The sequence below is a fragment of the Anaerorudis cellulosivorans genome, assembly GCF_025943985.1.
In the GTDB taxonomy this organism is placed as follows: domain Bacteria; phylum Bacteroidota; class Bacteroidia; order Bacteroidales; family Dysgonomonadaceae; genus Anaerorudis; species Anaerorudis cellulosivorans.
This window is the reverse complement of sequence record NZ_JAPCWE010000013.1, coordinates 26,102-45,421: the sequence shown is the minus strand read 5'-3', so window position 1 is coordinate 45,421 and position 19,320 is coordinate 26,102. Positions and strand designations below refer to the sequence as shown.

The window sequence follows — 19,320 nt, the reverse complement described above, 5'->3', positions numbered from 1 at the left end:
ATGTATTTCAACAGCAAAGAAATAACGGATAAGGGACAGGTAGATTGGCTAACGGTGCTGATGTACGTGGTTTTTCTCATTCTCGGTTGGCTGAGTGTATACGCTGCAAGTTATGATATTGAAAATGCGGTGAGTTGGTTTGATTTGTCCGACAGGGCAACCATGCAACTGGTGTGGATAGGTACTTCTCTTATGTTGGCTTTTGCATTGCTGAAAATCGATGCCGGATTTTATGAAACATACGCTTTTGTTTTTTATTTGACAGGCATTTTTCTGCTCATCGTAACCTGTCTTGTTGCACCTGAAATTAACGGATCACGTTCGTGGCTGGTAGTGGGACCTGTGCGACTTCAACCCGCAGAGTTTATGAAGTTTATTATTGCTTTGGCTTTAGCTAAAGTATTCAGTTTATATGATTTTCACCTGATGCAGTGGAAAAATTTGATACTCACGTTATCCATTATAGTGTTTCCGGCTTTTTTGGTTGTTTTGCAAAGTGAAACCGGAACGGCTTTGGTTTATTTAAGCTTTCTGTTGGTGCTTTACAGAGAAGGATTGCCGGGAGGAATTTTGTTTGTATTCATAGCCGCAATTGTCTATTTTGTGTTCGGGCTCAAGTTCTCGGATACGCAACTCGGCCTCTTTTCATTAGGCGAATTTATTACCCTTATTCTTATTATTTTATTTACCGCTGTGCTGGTAAGAAATTATGTAAAACGTAAAGAAGTTGTTTTTATGATTTTAGGAATGCCGGCATCTGTCTTTTTAATCGCTTTTTTGGTGAGTCTTTTTGGCATAACTATTAATTGGGGTTTAATAGCGCTTGTTGCATTGATATCTGTAATCGTGTATTTGTTATTACTCTTTTTTTCATACAGAAAAAGAATATACATCTATATAGTGGCTTTTGTAATCGGATCTTTTGCTTTTTTGGAATCGACAGAATATGTGTTTAACGATGTTTTACAACCCCATCAGCGAATTCGGATTGAAGTGGCATTAGGTATGAAGCAAGATTTGCAAGGAGCGGGTTATCATGTTGGTCAATCGAAAATAGCTATTGGTTCGGGCGGTTTTTCGGGTAAGGGATTTTTGAATGGAACGCAGACTAAATTAAAATATGTACCTGAACAAGATACCGATTTTATTTTTTGTACGATTGGCGAAGAGGCGGGATTTGTGGGATCAAGCATCGTATTGATTTTATATTTATGCTTTATTCTTCGGCTTATTTATCTGGCTGAGCGACAAACCACGACTTTCGGACGGGTCTATGGCTATGGAGTGGTTAGTGTTTTTCTTTTTCATTTAATGATTAATATTGGAATGGTTATCGGGTTGATGCCGGTAATTGGTATTCCTTTACCCTTCTTTAGTTATGGCGGATCTTCGTTGTGGGGATTTACCCTTTTGCTCTTCATTTTTTTGAGATTGGATAAATCTCGACGAAAAGAATAAAAATATCGCTTTTATTTTTGATAATCAACTTTTCTATATACCTTTGCGACGTATTTTATATCAAACATAATGAAGGTTATCTGTTTTATTTTAATTGAGTTAGCCATTTCACTTAATTCATGTTCAAGGGGAAAAACAAATAGCAACGATCCAAGTGCAGTTTCAGCGACATTCTCCGCCTCACAACTGACCCAAAACAATCAATTATCTCAGGCCGGCAATGAAAATTTTTATGACTTTCTGGAGAAATTCAGCACCGACAGGATATTTCAGTTAAAACGTATTGCATTCCCGGTTAAAGCCGTTGTATCTGATGTCGCTGATGAAGGAATGATTCTCAAGGAAGAAACCATTCAAAAGCAAGAATGGGAACACCTTGATCTTACCTACGACAGCACTTATCAAACGCGCGATTACGATCAATATTCTCAAGAAGTTCTTTTCAAACTCGATTCGGCTATTGTTGAACTTCGAGGTATCGATAACGGAATTTATGCCAATTATTTTTTTAAACGAAAAGAGGGACAATGGTATTTGGTTGCTCTCGAAGAAACATCGTTTTAGACAGGCATTGAGTTGCAGCAATCGATTTATCACGATATTTCCTCTCCAAAGTTTAGTGGGAGCAGCTCTTTTATGCTATCCGCAACATAAATGCCATCCTCTCCATACATTACTGTTTTTATGGGTGATTCGAATCGATTTTCTGTTTCCCAAAGCACTTGTCGACAAGCACCGCAAGGAGTAACGGCTTTTTTTGTAAATTTTCCTTCATGAAAAGCAGCAATTGCAATGGCCGTGATTTTCTTTTCCGGGAAATTGGCATTAGCAAAGAAAACGGCGATGCGTTCTGCACATAATCCCAAAGGATAAGCTGCATTTTCCTGATTGTTGGCCGGTAGAATAGTACCATCTTCAAGTAAAGCTGCAGCCCCTACACAGAAGGTTGAATAAGGTGCATAAGCATGTCGGGAAACTTTTTTTGCTTCTTCTATAAGTTTTTTTTCGGTTTCGGAGCACTCCTCTATCCGATAAACTCTTATCTTTGTGATTAGATTAATTTCGATCATTGTAATCCATCGATTGAATGGTTTATGTAATTATAGATAATGGGATCCTTTAGACACAAATATAACTATATTTCGCGCGCTTCTGTTGTTTTTTCGGCTTTATTTTTTTCTGTAGCCCTATTCGGACAGACAAGAATAAAAGCTTATGAGAATTATATTGAAAGATACAGCAACATAGCTGTGGAACATATGCAGAAGTATCGTATTCCTGCGTCTATCACCTTAGCTCAGGGATTATTGGAATCGGGGGCAGGCATGAGTGATTTGGCGCGTTATTCAAATAATCATTTTGGAATAAAATGTCACCGCGATTGGGATGGTCCAACGGTATACGCCCCGGATGATGGTCCGAACGATTGTTTCCGAAAATATCGAGCCGTAGAAGATTCTTATCAAGATCATGCCGAGTTTCTGGCATACGGAAGTCGCTATAAAGTATTGTTTGATCTCTCGATCAGAGATTATAAAGGATGGGCAAGAGGACTTCAAACAACAGGGTATGCCACAGATAAAGCTTACGCGAATAAACTTATTAAGTTGATTGAAGACTACAAGCTATACCGGTTTGATGATAAAAATTATCATAAAAACTACAAGGGAGAAGATAAATCTCTTTCCGGTAATGAAGGCTGGAAACATCAGCCTTATAAAACACATGGTTTGGTATATATCATTGCGATGGAAGGGGATACTTACGCAAGTATCGCGAAAGAATTCGGATTTAAAGAAAAAGATCTCTTGAAATATAACGAAGTTCCGAAAGATTTTCCATTGAATGAAGGCGATATTGTTTATTTTCAGAAGAAAAAAACTCGCGCCGACATACCCTATTTTCAACATGAGGTGCAGGTGGGCGAATCGATGCACAGCATTTCCCAAAAATATGGCATTCGACTTCGAAATTTGTATCGCTTAAATAAAAAAAGTTATAGTTACGTTCCCGAAGAAGGGGATGTGCTTAAATTAAGATAAGTATATATGAAGTATAACACGCAACAAAAACGATTGATTATGCCTGAATACGGCAGAAATATTCAGAATATGGTGGATTACTGTGTTTCTCTACCCGACAGAAATGAACGTAAAAAATGTGCACAAGCTGTTATAAATATTATGGGAAATATGTTCCCTCATTTACGTGATGTAGAGGATTTCAAACATATTCTATGGGATCATTTGGCTATCATGTCGGATTTTAAACTTGATATTGACTATCCTTACGAAGTAATTAAAAAAGAGGAATTAAACCTACCTCCCGGTCGTATTGAATATAGCCGTTCCGACATGAAGTATCGTCATTACGGTAAAATTTTGGAAAAAATGATCGACATTGCTGCCGCTATGGAAGATGGGGAAGCAAAGAATCACCTTATCGATATATTGGCGAGTCAAATGAAACGGTCTTATATTCAGTGGAATAAAGAGGTAGATGATACCAAAATTATTCAGGATTTGTATGAACTATCCAACGGAAAAATACAGTTGGATAAATCGAATTATTCAATTCCGGAAATAAAAACGAATGGTTTTGGTAAAAAAATGAAGACCATCAAAGTACAACGAAAGCACTAAAAACAACCATGATATTGGCAGAAAATGTCACCCCAATCGGTCGATTGTTAAAGCCTCATGGAATAAAAGGAGAAATGACTCTTCTTTTTGATCGACGATCGTATTCCGATATTGATGTGTCGTATTATTTTCTGGAAATCGATGGCATTTTCGTTCCTTTTTTTGTGGAAGAAATCCGCTTCACCAATGATACGACAGCACGGGTAAAATTTGAGGGAGTGGATGATGTAGCTACGGCAACCAGGTATGCCGATCTTCGTGTTTATCTTCCAAAAGAAAGCCTGACAGTTGCAGATGAAGAGACAGAAACCGGATGGGATTTTTTTGTTGGCTATACCATAATCGATCAAACGCTAGGTAATTTAGGAGTGGTTGAGGCAGTGGATAACGCAACAATGAATGTGCTTTTCGCCGTAAAAAGGAATAATTCGGAATATTTGATTCCTGCTACGGAAGATTTTATTCTTGAAATTGATGAACAGGAAAAAATTCTTCACGTCGATCTTCCTCAAGGGTTGATTGAAGAATCAACCGAATAGTACTCCACCTTACACGCTTGTAAACGGGAATGAATTTTACTATCTTTGCGAACGTAACAGACGTTGTGTCTCAAAAATGAGAGAAGAAAAACGAAAAATAGCCATTTTAGGTTCTACAGGGTCTATTGGAACACAGGCCCTGGATGTGATTCAGCAACACCCTGATCGTTTTGAGGTATTTGCCCTTACAGCGAATAATCATGTACAACTTTTGGTTGAGCAAGCCCGTCAATTCCTTCCGGAAATAGTAGTGATTGCCAACGAAAAAAAATATACCGAGGTAAAAGAAGCCTTATCCGATCTGCCTATTAAAGTGTGGGCAGGAAGTGATGCTATTTGTCAGATGGTACAAAGCGAAGCCATTACTATAGTCTTGGTTGCAATGGTCGGTTTTTCGGGATTAAAACCCACAATTTCGGCCATAAAAGCAGGTAAAACCATTGCTTTGGCAAACAAGGAAACGTTAGTGGTTGCCGGAGAATTGATCACATCGATGGCATTGGCACATCGCGCTCCCATTTTACCCGTCGATTCGGAACATTCGGCTATTTTTCAATGTTTAAATGGGGAAGGTTGCAACAGGATCAATAAAATCATTCTTACGGCTTCGGGAGGGCCTTTTCGTTCCTTTTCAACGGAAGAATTGGCAAAAGTTACCACAACACAGGCGTTGAAACACCCTAATTGGAAAATGGGAGCTAAAGTAACCATCGATTCATCCACATTAATGAATAAAGGTTTTGAAGTGATTGAAGCCAAATGGCTTTTTGATGTAGCACCTTCGGATATCGAAGTGGTGATTCATCCGCAATCCATCATTCACTCTATGGTGCAGTTTGAAGATACCTCCATTATTGCTCAACTGGGTCAACCCGATATGCGGTTACCCATTCAATATGCATTGTCATATCCGGAACGGCTGACGTTAAATATAAAACCCTTGGATTTTACCGAAATATCGAGTCTTACGTTTGAAAAAATCGATTACGACAAATTCAGGAATTTAACATTTGCATATCAAGCAATCGAAATGGGTGGCAATATGCCCTGCATACTTAATGCTGCCAATGAAGTTGCCGTAGCATCTTTTTTACAAGAGTCTATCGGTTTCCTTCAAATGAGTGAGATCATCGAAAAAACCATGCAAAAATCAACGTTTGTGAAAACACCCGATCTGGACGATTATTTTCGTACCGATCTTGAAGCAAGAACAATTGCTTCAGAATTTATTTAAAAGCAATAACAGATCAACAGAAACTTGTAGAATTTAATGGAAACATTTCTAATCAGGGCTTTACAATTGGTGATGAGTTTATCGATACTCGTCATCGTACATGAGTTTGGACATTTCATTTTTGCACGTATCTTTAAAATACGCGTCGAGAAATTTTATCTTTTTTTCGATCCCGGTTTTGCACTATTCCGATATAAACCCAAAAACAGCGATACGGAATACGGCATTGGTTGGTTGCCATTGGGAGGTTATGTGAAAATAGCCGGCATGATTGATGAATCCATGGATAAGGAACAAATGGCACAGCCTCCTCAACCATGGGAATTTCGATCTAAACCTGCATGGCAGCGTTTGTTGGTAATGATTGCCGGTGTATTGTTCAATATTATTTTGGCATTTATCATCTATGCAATGGTGCTCTTTACCTGGAACGATACCTATTTGCCGCTTAAAAATGTGCATATGGGAATGGAATACAGTGAAGTGGCTCATAAGGTGGGATTTCAGGATGGGGATATTTTGCTGAAAGCTGATGATAAAGAATTGGAGCGTTTTGGTGTAAGTACCCTTCTCGATATAGCCAATGCCCGTGAGGTAACCGTATTGCGAAACGGGCAAGAGGTGGTTATACCCATTCCCGAAAATTTCATGAATGAATTGATGGCGGCAAAAGAGGGTTTTGCTACATATCGATTTCCAACAGTAGTGGCCGAAGTACAGGAGGGTAGTGGGGCAGCTAAAGCCGGATTACTACCGGAGGATAGTCTTGTAGCCATAAATGGCATTCCGACTCCAACTTTCACCGATTTCAAAAGTGAACTCGAGAAAAATAAAATTCAGGAAATTGTTCTTGATTTTTATCGAAACGGTATGTTAAATACTGCGGTTGCATCGGTCGACTCCCTGGGATTATTGGGTTTTTATCCCAAATCGCCCATGCAAATATATCCGACAGTTACACTCCGGTATAACTTTTTTGAAGCTTTCCCGGCCGGAATTAAAATGGGAGTACAAACGCTCAAAGATTATGTAAATCAATTTAAATATATATTTACCAAAGAGGGTGTTTCCTCTTTGGGCGGATTTGGGACTATCGGCAGCTTGTTTCCTCCTGTATGGGATTGGCATGCATTTTGGTTGATGACTGCATTTCTTTCTGTAATTTTAGCATTTATGAATATACTCCCAATACCGGGATTGGATGGTGGACATGTGTTATTTTTGTTATGCGAAGTAATTTCGGGCAAAAAACCAAGCGAAAAATTCTTGGAATATGCACAAATTGCAGGTATGATCTTTTTGTTGGCTTTGGTTCTCTATGCTAACGGCATGGATATAATTCGAGCCATATTTAAATAAGTTGGAGAAATATGAAAGTTTCAGAACGAATACGAACAGCAACAAAAACCGCTTTTTCTTTCGAATTGTTGCCACCCCTCAAAGGGAATGGAATTTATCAGGTTTTTGAAACGATAGATAGATTGAAAGAGTTTGATCCAAAATATATCAATATCACGACTCATCATAGCGAAACAGTCTATAGAGAAGATAAGGATGGTGTGATTCGTAAAGTAAATATCCGTCGCCGGCCGGGAACAGTTGCCCTTGCCGCAGCTATTCAAAACAAATACGGCATCACGGCAGTTCCTCATATTATTTGTAAGGGTTTTTCGAAGCAAGAAACAGAATATGCTTTAATAGATCTCATGTTTCTCGGAATTACTAATCTGTTGCTTTTACGTGGGGATACCAATAAATTGAATGAAGAACAGAAAAAAATGGATAGCCACGAACATGCAACCGATTTGCAGGAACAAGTCAACAATTTCAATCGGGGTATTGCTCTTGACGGAAGTAGATTTACTCCTCCCGAAGAACCTTTTTCTTATGGAATGGCTTGCTATCCGGAGAAACATGCCGAATCTCCTAACATGGAATCTGAAATTTTTTACACAAAAATGAAGGTTGACAATGGAGCAGAATATTTGGTAACCCAAATGTTTTTCGATAATCGGAAATATTTCGAATTTGTTGATCGATGTCGTGTCGAAGGTATTCAAGTGCCAATTATTCCCGGCATAAAACCCATCCACATGAAAAATCAATTGACAGCTTTACCTAAAATTTTCGGAACAAATATTCCTGAAGACTTGGCAAAGGAATTACGAAAATGCAAAAACGATGAAGATGCCAAGGAAGTGGGAGTAGAATGGTGCACGGCCCAGTGTAAGGAACTTATTCGACATAACGTGCCAAGTATTCATTTTTATTCTCTGATGGCAACAGAGAGTGTTTACAGGGTTGCGAAGGAAATTTATTAAAAGGTTTTCGAAATTATAGCAAAGGGTGAGATATCCCTCTTGGCAATCGAAGGAGAAAATGTATTTTAAAGATATCATTGGATTACGGGATATAAAAAAGCATCTTTTGGAATCTGAACAAAAGGGGTTTGTTTCTCATGCCTATTTGTTTTATGGGCCTGAGGGAGTGGGTAAATTGCCTCTTGCCATTGCGTATGCAAGGTATCTCAATTGTTTGCATCCTCAGGTCGGCGATGCGTGTGGAAAATGTCCTTCATGCCTAAAATTCAATAAATTGGCTCATCCCGATTTGCATTTTGCTTTTCCTGTTATTAAATCCAAAGTTTCTGATGAATATTTGCCACAATGGCGTAGTTTTCTTTCACAACATACCTATTTCAACCTCAATGACTGGCTTAATTTCATTGATGCTCAAAATGCACAAGGAATTATTTATGCTAAAGAAAGTGAAGAGATTATCCGAAAGCTCAGTTTAAAAATTTATGAAGCAAAATATCGTATCATGATTGTCTGGCTTCCGGAAAAAATGCATGAGGTATGTGCTAATAAGCTTTTGAAGATGATCGAAGAACCACCTGTTAATACGGTGTTTCTTTTGGTTTCGGAAGAGCTTGATGGGGTATTGCCAACCATTCAATCTCGTTGTCAACTTGTTCATGTAAATGCAATTGAGAATGATGAAATGGTAGACGCTATTGAATCGAAGTATTGTCTTGCAGAAAAAGACGCCTTATCGGTTGTTCATATCGCTAATGGCAGCTTTACCAAAGCGATGAAAATTATCGAATCGACAGATGAGACAAAATATTTTTTTGATCTATTTAAAACGATGATGCGTGCATCTGTTTCACGAAACATAAAGAATATCAAAGCAATAGCAAATGAAATTGCCGGTATAGGCCGTGAAATGCAAAAGAGTTATGTGTTGTATTGTCTGCGAATGTTTCGCGAATATTTCATAAACAACCTGCATGAACCCCAAATGGTATATTTGAACAGTGAGGAAGCCGAGTTTGGCATTCGTTTTTCTCCCTTTATCAATGAACAGAATATAGAGAAACTTAACGATGAGTTTTCTCTTGCCTATCGGCAAATTGAGCAGAACGGCAATGCAAAGATTATTTTTCTCGATCTTTGTTTGAAAATTACCGTTTTATTATTAAATTAATCGTGTGATCCATTTTGGATTGCAATATAAGAAGTTGAATCAATATAAATTCGGTAAATCAGTTCTTTTTTTCTATGGAAAATGAAAATATATATGAAGATTTTTCGGATATTGTACCTGAAAAATCATCCACAATAAAAAATACAACGTGCTGTTACGGTTGTTCCCCTCATATCAACAAGTTGCATACTTACGATTGGCTGCATGATTATCCCGAAATGCAAGCAGCCACTAAAATGGTAGAGGTACAATTTAAAAATACACGTAAAGGATATTATATCAATAGCAACAATATCGATTTGAAAATTGGTGACATTGTAGCTGTGGAAGCGACCCCCGGACACGATATCGGCACAGTTTCGCTTACCGGTAAGTTGGTGGAACTGCAAATGAAAAAGAATAACTTTCGAGAGGAGAATAACGGCGGGTTGAAACGCGTGTACCGTATTGCAAGACCTACGGATTTGGAGAAATACAATCAAGCGAAAGCAAGAGAATACCCAACAATGATCCGATCTCGTCAAATAGCTGAAGAGTTGGGTTTGCAAATGAAAATAGGAGATGTGGAGTATCAAGGCGATGGGAGCAAGGCTATTTTTTATTATATTGCCGATGAACGGGTAGATTTTCGCCAGTTAATTAAAGTTTTGGCATCGGAATTCAAGGTGAAGATCGAAATGAAACAAATTGGAGCAAGGCAGGAGGCCGGACGAATCGGAGGAATCGGACCTTGTGGGCGCGAATTGTGCTGCAGTTGTTGGATGACAAACTTTGTATCGGTTTCCACATCTTGTGCCCGTTGTCAGGATCTTTCCATCAATCCACAAAAATTGGCGGGTCAGTGTGGAAAACTAAAGTGTTGTCTCAATTATGAAATCGATGCTTATGTAGAGGCTCAAAAAAACTTACCTTCTTATGAAATTGTTCTTCAAACAAAAGATGCCGATTATTATCATGTAAAAACCGATATTTTTCAAGGCCTGTTAACTTATTCTACCGATAAATATAATCCCGTTCATTTGGTTACCATTTCCAAGGATCGGGTTTTTGAAGTTATCAATATGAATAAGAAGGGAGAAAAACCCTTAAAATTGGAACCGGATATTGAAGAAAATGTTCAAAATGAGGCTCTTTATATGAATGACTTGTTGAACGATCAAAATATCGATCGTTTCGATGACAAAATTTCTTCTTCTTCAGTTAAAAAGAAGAAGAAAAAGAAAAAACGTAAACAAAATAAAAAGTCAGCAAAGACAAATACAGAAAATTCGTCGGATAATCCCGATAAAAATGAATAGTAAGGCGTATTTTTTCTTGACCTGTTTATCAGTTATATTCTTGTCGTGCAACGAGAACAACGAATATTATGCCTTTAAACATCTTTCGAGTGGACAATGGCCGAGGGATAGTGTTATATGTATCCAATTCGACTCCCTTCGGTTGAATCCATCCGATATCTATCAAGCGGATATTGTGATTATGCATAACAAAAGTTATCCCTATCAGGATTTGTGGCTCCTGATAGGGAATAATTTGCAAGATACCATTTTACAATACGATACGTTAAAATGCAAGGTTTGCGATCGATATGGAAAATGGTTAAGTTCGGGTGGGGGTGGCATGCATCAACTTTCGGTACCCTGCAAAAAAAATATAAGGGCAAAGGACAGTGTAACTCATTATCGTTTTTATATTCGTCATTTTATGAAAGATGATCCGTTGGTGGGAATCGAAAGAATAGGTGTAAAAATTTCTAAAACATAGAAATTTTTATTCTACTTCTTCTTTTTCTTTCTTTACAAACTTCTCAACATTGGCTTCCCTGATGCTTTTCAGTTCGGCTTCTAATTTTTTGATTTTCTTTTCCTGATTGCGGATGATGGTAAGAAGAGAGCCAAGCTCCTCATTTTGAACCGTATCGGGGTATTGAGCTTTAACGCGGGCAATAAAATCGCTTAATACATTCATGTAGTTGTTAAAAGCATCATAGGGAGAGGGGTAAGGGCTAAATCGTGTGTAGGGTTCTCCTTTCGAAAAATGCTTAGTCGACATATAATAAAAATGGTCGCTGGTTTGCAGGTAAAGCCAATCCTGCTTTAACCGTCTGTCTTCGCACAAGCGAACCCGTTCGCTGATCCCGCAAAGTGTATTAAAGGCGCTGCGCTGCAATGTGTTTCCGAGCCATGCACTTAGATCGCGTTCCTCATCCGACCATGAAATAGGATCGGGCACCGATATTGGCCCAACCGGTTTATACTCATCGAGAATTTCACTTGGCGTAGCAAATTCGATATTATTTTCAAAAGCAAAACGAGGCAACGCTTTCATAAATTCGAAGATACCGGTATAGGAAGGTTGCAAATTGCCAAATGTTTCGTAATTCATAAAAAGATTGATAATCTCTTCCTCCGGAGGAGTTGCTGCTATCCAACTGATGAATTTTTCTGCTGTTAATGGATAATCATGCCAAGTGTAATCGGAAAAACGGAACGTAATATTTTCAGTCAACCCCGAGTTTCTGAGCAGCAACTTCATATTGGGTTGGGTTACGGAGTGATAAACATAATTCGGGCTTTTCCAACCTAAAACCTGTTTAGCACCTTCAGTAATCATTTTTTTATATCCCATCTTGTAAACCAATTCCGATATTTCGTCGGAATAAATAAGTTCGGTATTTCGGAATACGGTTGGTTTCTGATCGAACAGCAATTTTATTTTTTCGGCATGTTGCTTCACCTGTCTTTGAAATTCGATGGGATCACCCAAGCAAGAAAGGGAATGGGCATAGGTTTCGGCAAGGAATTCCACATTTCCCGTTTTGCTCAATTCCATAAGTCCGTCTATTACCTCCGGTGCATAGATTTCAAGTTGATCCAATGCGACACCCGAAATGGAGAACGCGATTTTAAAACGTCCTTTGTAGAGATTGACGAGATCCAAGAACATGCGATTGGCAGGTAAAAACGATTTATCCGCAATTTGTTGAAGAATACTTTCGTTGGAATAATCGTCGTAATAGTAATGATCTTTTCCGATATTGAAAAAGCGGTACCTTTTTAGACGAAAGGGCTGATGAATTTGAAAATAAAAACAAATTTTTTTCATACAAGTATCATGCTTTTCTGATTAATTATCTATAAACGAGTTGGTTGTAAATATCGCATACTTTTTGAGCAGCATATTCCCATTTTATGTTGTTCGCTTCTTTTTTCCCTTCTTCCTTAAGAAATTCGGATATGCCGGGATATGTGCAAAGCGAATAGATGGAATCAGCCATAGCATCCACGTCCCAATAATTGGTTTTGATGACATAATTCAGAATTTCGGAGCAACCCGATTGATACGAAATAATGCAAGGCACGCCGCATTGCATGGCTTCGAGAGGGGAGATGCCAAACGGCTCCGAAACAGAAGGCATTACATATACATCACTCGATTTGAACATTTCATACACCTGTTTCCCCCGAAGAAATCCGGTAAAATGAAATCGGTCGGCAATACCTCTGTCGGCCACCATATGAATCATCTGATTTAGCATATCGCCACTACCGGCCATCACAAAACGGATATGATTTGTTCTTTTGAGAACCTGCGTGGCTGCTTCAACAAAAAATTCGGGTCCTTTTTGCATGGTAATACGACCGAGAAAAGTGACAATCTTTTCCGGAACGCCGGCCAATCGTTCGATCGCTTCGATTTCGGGACTCAATGGGTCTACTGCATTATGAACCGTCACTACTTTATCCTCCGGTTGATGATAATTATTGATTACGGTTTTTCGCGTCAAATTGCTTACGCAAATAATTTTGTCGCAGTGGTCCATCCCATCTTTTTCAATGCCATAGACAACAGGGTTGGGTTTTCCGCGACTGCGGTCGAATTCGGTTGCATGAACATGGATAACAAGTGGTTTCCCGGTGACACTTTTGGCATGAAGGCCTGCAGGATAAGTAAGCCAATCGTGCGCATGAATAACGTCAAAATCGTACGTTCGGGCAATTACGCCGGCTACGATAGAATAATTGTTGATTTCTTCCAAAATATTGGATGGGTAACGTCCCGAAAATTCAATGCAACCCAAATCATTCGTGTGTATGTAGCTGAAATCGGCGTAAATATGATCACGCAAGCGATAATATTCCTGAGGAGCCATAAATTTTCCCAGGCGATCCCTAACTGTTTCCCATGCCACATCGCGCCATACAATAGGTGTGCTGTTTGCCCCCAATATTTTTACAAAACTCTGATCCTCGTCACCCCAAGTTCTAGGTATTACAAAGGTGATCTCCATGTCCGGTTGCATGGAAAGGCCCTTTGTTATTCCATAACAGGCAGTTCCGAGTCCGCCGAGAATATGAGGTGGAAATTCCCACCCAAACATCAAAACTTTCATTTCTATATCGTCGATCCTTTTTGAGGTTCACTTTCATAAGACTTCATTAATTTTAGTGCCCGAAGCAATTCCGAAACGCTCATGGCAAAGGAGAATCCCCCTCGTCCGAGAAATGGAGGCGTAGAATCGTACATTTCTGAAATAGTACCGATGCAGTTGTTTTGCATTTCATCTTCCATTGCCACCATAATTCTGTCGGCTAATGATAAACCGCTTTTGTGGAAAACTCTAAGATAAGCCTCGATATAGGAGCCAAAAAGCCATGGAAAAGCCATGCCATTAAAGTAAGCAAAAGTTTTTTCTTCAGGGCTGCCTTCGTAATGCGGTTTAAAATTGCCGCTTTTAGGACTTAGCGACCGGATGCCACAATTGCTCAGCAATTCTTTTGTCACATAATCGATTACCGATTTTTGTTGACTGCGTTCCAGTGGTGAATAGTCGAGCGAAACGGCAAAAATCATATTTGGGCGAACGTTTACGTCGCGATAATCGTTTTCCACATAATCGTATAAATATCCGGCTTCGTTCATAAATGTAGTTACAAATGTCCGCCTCACAATTTCTATTTTTTCACGAAACAACGTTGTCAATTCTTTATCCTTTGTAATTTCGGCTATTTCTTCGGCAAAACACAAAGCATTATACCAAAGAGCATTAAATTCAACCAAATAACCCGATCTGGGAACTACAGGTTTTCCGTTCAGCGTAGCATTCATCCAACTCACGGCAACATCGTGTCCGTCTGTATAAACCAAACCGGTTTCATTATTAACCTTTAAGTTGGGATGTTTGTTCGTTAAAATATATTTCATGATGAAAAAAAGAAAAGGAGTATACTTTTCATTGGACGTCTCGTTATTTTCTTTCCGGTATTGTTGCAATGCCCAAACTACCCATAAAAGGACATCAGGATCTTCGATTTGTTTAATGATATTTTTCAACGGTTTTTCCTCCATAAAATCCATTAAATGAGGAATTGACGAATCCATTATTTTTTCGAAATCATCGACCCTATCTACTGCAAGCGTAGAACCCGGCAGTGAAATAAATAGATCCCGCGCACGTACCTTAAACCAGGGATAACCGGCCAATAAATACGTTTCCTCGTTTTTGGGGATATAAAAAAATTGGTGACTCGAATTTCTAAGGCAATTATAAAAATTGGAACGAGGGGTGCGTTTCCTTAATTCATACTCAAATTCATCAAACAAGATAGAAGTATCTACCACTATGTCGCTTGCCGATAAAATAATTTCTTCATCTTTTTCGATAGACATTTCGAAATAACCGGGAACGTAAAGATCCTCTTGATACGAATCCCCATTTTGTTGGTCTTGAATGTATTCGATTCCGCGGTACCAATCGGAATGATATATAAATTCGGGTTTTTTGTTGAATTGAAGGAAAAGTTCCGGGTATCCAAAGTACATACATGTGCTGATACCGTTTTCAACCTGTCGGTACGAGCGATCGACCTGATCGTTCTCTCTCGTTAATTGCGAAGCTTTTCGAAAGGCCAAAAACGGTTTAAATCGGATGATAGTGGGAGAATGTGCGTCGATCAGTTTATATCGGATCATCAATCTGTTTTCTCGCGATGAAAACATAGTTTCTTTGGAAAGAAGAACGCCACCCACTCTGTAAATGGTTTGAGGAACGCTGTCACAATTGAATTCATGAATGTATTGATGTCCTCTCGGATAATAAATATCTCCGCTATATTTGTGAATTCCCAGGTTAAATTCGGCTCCATGTTGAATAATAGTTTCATCGACAGCAGATAGAATCACATGATTTTCATCGTCGAGATAAGGGACGGGCATTACCAGCAATCCTTGATATTTACTGGTATTACACCCCGAAATAGATGTGTTTTGATAAGCACCTTTTCTGTTTGTCCTCAGAACACTTCGATATAACGAATATTCCAGATTTATCATTAAACGTCTATCGAATTTAAGATAACTCATTGCTAGTAAATTTAAAATAATAAATGTGTGTTTAATTCTTTTCGAAAGATAGATAATTTAATATTATTTACAAAAAAATTCAATTGTTTTTTTATTTCGATAATTTGTAAATATCTTTGAGGATACGGAATATTATTGTTTTTGACAAGAACTGAATTTTCATATTTTGTTCTATTTTTTTAGTAAATCGATGAGCGAGAATAGTGAAATAGCCCGAGAAAAAAAGCGGATGCGTTTAGCGCTGATTCCGCCGATTGTATATATTGTCTTTCTCTGGTTGATTTTTGGTTTATATGTTTCGAATATTTTCGGATTCGATCTTTTCAGACTGGGAATCCTTCCTCGTCATACCCAAGGCTTGGCGGGAATCGTCTTTGCACCGTTGATTCATGAATCGGTTTCTCATTTATTTTCCAATACGATTCCGATGTTGATTTTAATGTGGTGTTTATTTTATTTCTACAGTCAGATTGCTTTTAAGTCGTTTGTTTATTTGTGGCTTCTTAGCGGTGTATTCACATGGATTATCGGGCGCGAATCGTATCATATCGGATCCAGCGGTTTGATTTTTGCCCTGATTTTTTTCTTGTTTTTCAGCGGTATTTTCAGAAAACATGTTCCGTTGATCGCCTTATCGTTGGTCGTTATATTTATATACGGGAGCATGATATGGAGCATTTTCCCTTTTTCGGAAAAGATAGATACGCAAATTTCGTGGGAATCGCATCTTTCAGGAGCCATTAGCGGTTTAATGATGGCTGTTGTTTTAAGAAAACAAGGCCCGCAAAAACCCTTGATGGTCCGTGAGGAAGACGAGGAAGAGGAGGAAGAAAGTGGCGGCGATGATTATGATTATGATTATGCCATATTGTCATTTAACGGCAATCATTTCATAAAACCATAACAAAAGTTGTATAAATAAATTTACGCTCCTAAGTAGTATAAAAGCTTAAAAACAAAAAGAATAACAGGAATCAAAGATCGATGGTTGGCCCCGCCGATTATTTTTACTTAATTACAATTGCATAGTTTTTGTACCAATTCCTAATGAAGGCGTATTAATTATAAAAATTTAATGTTATGATAAGCAAAAAGGATATCCAACGATTCAAAAAAATCATTAGCAGTGTAGATAAACCGGTATTGTCTGTATACTGCAATGTTAATCCTGCTGATCCGGATAATTTTGGAAGAGCATGGCATGGACGACTGAAAAATACGTTAAAGTCGATGGACGAGCTTAAGGTAAACTTGAAAAAAGGCAAAACATTTTATGACGAATTGATCGTTTTCATCGATCAGCTTATCGTAGGGGCTCGTACGTTGGCACTTTTTGCATGGGTTAACGATAAAAATGAATTGGAAGTCGAACATTTTGAATTACAGGTAGAATTGCCCGTTGTAGATTTGGTAAGAGGGAGAGTTGAAACGCATTTCGGAAAACCGTATGTATTGCCAATTCTTTATGCTTTTGATGAATTTTACAGAGTGGGGGTAGTACATGTTTATGGCAGCAAATGGAGATTTTACGAAGCATTTTTAAACGAAATCGAGGAAATTACGGAGACTTTTGCTGAAATAACGCCGGATGAATGGAAAGAATTCAATGAATATGCACAAATTATCGAGTCGGGAGTATTGGAAGAAAGAACATTTAACGACAAATTGAAATTCAAAGACAGACAAAAAGCCAGGATCCAAACCTTTTCTCACAAATTGTATGTAAGATTGGCTCAGATGGTAGAAAAATCGGTACTCGACTTAGGGTTGGACCGACTGATATTGATGGGAAATGATTGGGAAGTGAAATTATTCGAAAACCATTTGAATCGTCATATTCGCGAGTTAATAATCGGATATGTATCCAATCCGTTAGATACCGAAAATCCTTCTTCGAAAGATGTGTTGGAACGAATAGCGCCTGTATTAAGGGAAGCCGAAGAACGCGAAGAAATGCAATTAATCGCCGATGCACAAAGTCCAAAAGGTGTTTGTGGTTTGCAAAATGTGCTGGAAGCTATTCAGATGGCTCGTCTTCAGGTGTTGATTTTGCCTTGGGATTTACATGCTAAGGTATATAAATGTAAAGACGAGATGATTTTCGCCAATCCTGAAGAAGCGCAGGAGCTTGATCCATCCTATGAAGAAGTCGAGTTAAAAAAAGAAGTGTTTCTGTTGGCTGCCCAATATGCTACTCGAATAGAATTTGTCGATGGAGCAATGAAAGAAAAACTGTATAACGAATTACAAGGTATTGCCGGTATAGTGCGCTGGTAATTAACAAAAAAGAAAGAAAAAAACGGAGAATGACTTCAATTGATGAAAGTTATTTTCCGTTTTTTTATTTATATGCATTTTTTCTCCGGAACGAGAAACCCTTAAAAGATGACCTGATAATTGCAGCATACATGTAGAACGTTCGCTTCATGCTTGCTCTATAGCAGGGACAAAACCCCCGAATTATGTCGGTTCAGTGTAAAACCGACCTGAATATAAACATCAAAAAATGCAAAATCGAAGAGCGGAGTTGGAGCGAGGATGGTGCAGCCTTGGTACGGAGAAGGTGCCGCCCGGGTAGCTGCTTATACGGGTTTAATTCGCTGTTTTCGGAAATTGCTCCCATGAAAAGTATATATCTAATAAAATTGACTATCTTTGCCACAAATTAAAAACCAATGAACACACTGTTATATGTAACATGGAATGTGGATCCCACCCTTTTTACTGTTTTTGGTCGTGAGATTCGTTGGTATGGCTTGTTATGGGTCATCGGACTGATTGTGGCGGTATATATTGTGCAACAAATTTTCAAGCGCGAAAATCTTCCCGAAAAATGGTTCGATTCATTGTTCATTTACACAATTATAGGCATAATTGTGGGAGCCAGGTTGGGGCATTGTTTATTTTACGAACCGCAATATTATTTGTCGCATCCTGTGGAAATTTTGAAAATCTGGAAAGGCGGACTAGCCAGTCACGGAGGCGTTTTGGGGATTATTATAGCTGTCCTGCTATACTCAAGACGGGTGACCAAGTTGAGCATGCTGTGGACATTTGATCGATTAATGGTCCCCACCGGTTTCACGGCAGCCATGATTCGGTTGGGCAATCTCATGAATCACGAAATTTATGGTGGTCCTACCGATCTTCCGTGGGGTTTTCGATTCATTACCAATACGTATGCCTGGATGAATGGAGCAGAGCCGGTTTATTCCGAACCTTCGCATCCTACTCAAATTTACGAAGCACTCATTTACCTGTTCGTTTTTGGGGTATGTATGTATATGTATTGGAAAACCGATGCCAAAGACAGAAAAGGTTTGATTACCGGTGTTGGATTAACGCTGATTTTTGTGGCTCGTTTTTTAATCGAATACATAAAAAATGTTCAGGTCGATTTTGAAATTATGTTACGCGATCATACCGGTTTGATTCTTGGCCAATGGCTTAGTATTCCTTTTATCATTTGGGGAATAGCATTAATTGTATCTGCTCTTAAGAAAAAACCTGAACCTGCAAATACACCCAAAGCATCGGCTATAAATAGAGCTAAAAACAAAGGTAAAAAAGAATACCAAAAGAAGAAAAAATAGTA

At 38.5% G+C, this 19,320-nt stretch carries 17 protein-coding genes and 1 pseudogene; 14 read left to right on the top strand and 4 right to left on the bottom strand.

Annotated elements, in window-relative coordinates; translation table 11 throughout:
- Positions 1-1,458, top strand: a complete 1,458-nt coding sequence (rodA, locus tag OLM34_RS08410; protein ID WP_264406602.1) for a rod shape-determining protein RodA — start codon at positions 1-3, stop codon at positions 1,456-1,458.
- A gap of 69 nt (positions 1,459-1,527) precedes the next feature.
- Positions 1,528-2,022: a DUF4348 domain-containing protein gene (locus tag OLM34_RS08405; protein ID WP_264406600.1), complete on the top strand. Its 495-nt coding sequence runs from the start codon at positions 1,528-1,530 to the stop codon at positions 2,020-2,022.
- A 29-nt stretch (positions 2,023-2,051) separates the two neighbouring features.
- On the opposite strand, the gene OLM34_RS08400 is transcribed toward OLM34_RS08405, so the two are convergent.
- Positions 2,052-2,528, bottom strand: coding sequence for a cytidine deaminase (locus tag OLM34_RS08400; RefSeq protein WP_264406598.1), 477 nt, complete (start codon positions 2,526-2,528; stop codon positions 2,052-2,054).
- Between the two features lie 39 nt (positions 2,529-2,567).
- On the opposite strand from OLM34_RS08400, the gene OLM34_RS08395 reads away from it, so the two are divergent.
- The 9 genes and pseudogenes from OLM34_RS08395 (at position 2,568) to OLM34_RS08355 (ending at position 11,126) form a co-directional block, all read left to right on the top strand.
- Positions 2,568-3,500: a glucosaminidase domain-containing protein gene (locus OLM34_RS08395; protein WP_264406597.1), complete on the top strand. Its 933-nt coding sequence runs from the start codon at positions 2,568-2,570 to the stop codon at positions 3,498-3,500.
- 6 nt (positions 3,501-3,506) lie between these two features.
- Complete coding sequence (locus OLM34_RS08390; RefSeq protein ID WP_264406596.1) at positions 3,507-4,100, top strand: DUF4290 domain-containing protein; 594 nt, start codon at positions 3,507-3,509, stop codon at positions 4,098-4,100.
- Positions 4,101-4,114: 14 nt separating this feature from the next.
- Complete coding sequence (gene rimM / locus OLM34_RS08385; RefSeq protein ID WP_264406594.1) at positions 4,115-4,639, top strand: ribosome maturation factor RimM; 525 nt, start codon at positions 4,115-4,117, stop codon at positions 4,637-4,639.
- Positions 4,640-4,715: 76 nt separating this feature from the next.
- Entirely contained in the window at positions 4,716-5,873 is a 1,158-nt protein-coding gene (locus OLM34_RS08380) for a 1-deoxy-D-xylulose-5-phosphate reductoisomerase (RefSeq protein WP_264406592.1), read from the top strand.
- A 36-nt stretch (positions 5,874-5,909) separates the two neighbouring features.
- Positions 5,910-7,232 carry an RIP metalloprotease RseP gene (gene rseP / locus OLM34_RS08375; protein WP_264406590.1) on the top strand — a complete coding sequence of 441 codons (1,323 nt, stop codon included), beginning with the start codon at positions 5,910-5,912 and terminating at the stop codon, positions 7,230-7,232.
- Positions 7,233-7,243: 11 nt separating this feature from the next.
- Positions 7,244-8,194: a methylenetetrahydrofolate reductase [NAD(P)H] gene (metF, locus tag OLM34_RS08370; RefSeq protein ID WP_264406589.1), complete on the top strand. Its 951-nt coding sequence runs from the start codon at positions 7,244-7,246 to the stop codon at positions 8,192-8,194.
- Positions 8,195-8,252: 58 nt separating this feature from the next.
- On the top strand, positions 8,253-9,362 hold the full coding sequence (locus OLM34_RS08365) for a DNA polymerase III subunit (RefSeq protein ID WP_264406588.1): 1,110 nt from the start codon (positions 8,253-8,255) through the stop codon (positions 9,360-9,362).
- A gap of 74 nt (positions 9,363-9,436) precedes the next feature.
- A pseudogene (locus tag OLM34_RS08360) lies at positions 9,437-10,642 on the top strand (PSP1 domain-containing protein); the annotation flags it as partial.
- 10 nt (positions 10,643-10,652) lie between these two features.
- Entirely contained in the window at positions 10,653-11,126 is a 474-nt protein-coding gene (locus OLM34_RS08355) for a gliding motility lipoprotein GldH (protein ID WP_264406587.1), read from the top strand.
- A 6-nt stretch (positions 11,127-11,132) separates the two neighbouring features.
- Here OLM34_RS08355 and OLM34_RS08350 read toward each other — a convergent pair whose 3' ends face one another.
- Genes OLM34_RS08350 through OLM34_RS08340 form a run of 3 tightly spaced genes read right to left on the bottom strand, consistent with a single transcriptional unit; the run spans position 11,133 to position 15,725 of the window.
- Positions 11,133-12,467, bottom strand: coding sequence for a glycoside hydrolase family 57 protein (locus OLM34_RS08350; RefSeq protein WP_264406586.1), 1,335 nt, complete (start codon positions 12,465-12,467; stop codon positions 11,133-11,135).
- A gap of 25 nt (positions 12,468-12,492) precedes the next feature.
- The gene (locus OLM34_RS08345) at positions 12,493-13,755 is read right to left on the bottom strand and encodes a glycosyltransferase family 4 protein (RefSeq protein WP_264406585.1); all 1,263 of its coding nucleotides are present in this window, start codon (positions 13,753-13,755) and stop codon (positions 12,493-12,495) included.
- 2 nt (positions 13,756-13,757) lie between these two features.
- Positions 13,758-15,725, bottom strand: a complete 1,968-nt coding sequence (locus OLM34_RS08340; protein ID WP_264406583.1) for an amylo-alpha-1,6-glucosidase — start codon at positions 15,723-15,725, stop codon at positions 13,758-13,760.
- Between the two features lie 190 nt (positions 15,726-15,915).
- On the opposite strand from OLM34_RS08340, the gene OLM34_RS08335 reads away from it, so the two are divergent.
- The 3 genes from OLM34_RS08335 (at position 15,916) to lgt (ending at position 19,318) form a co-directional block, all read left to right on the top strand.
- Positions 15,916-16,629 carry a rhomboid family intramembrane serine protease gene (locus OLM34_RS08335; protein ID WP_264406581.1) on the top strand — a complete coding sequence of 238 codons (714 nt, stop codon included), beginning with the start codon at positions 15,916-15,918 and terminating at the stop codon, positions 16,627-16,629.
- 176 nt (positions 16,630-16,805) lie between these two features.
- Positions 16,806-18,002, top strand: coding sequence for a VLRF1 family aeRF1-type release factor (locus OLM34_RS08330; RefSeq protein ID WP_264406578.1), 1,197 nt, complete (start codon positions 16,806-16,808; stop codon positions 18,000-18,002).
- A 398-nt stretch (positions 18,003-18,400) separates the two neighbouring features.
- Positions 18,401-19,318, top strand: coding sequence for a prolipoprotein diacylglyceryl transferase (lgt, locus tag OLM34_RS08325; RefSeq protein ID WP_264406577.1), 918 nt, complete (start codon positions 18,401-18,403; stop codon positions 19,316-19,318).
- Positions 19,319-19,320: the final 2 nt, after the last annotated feature.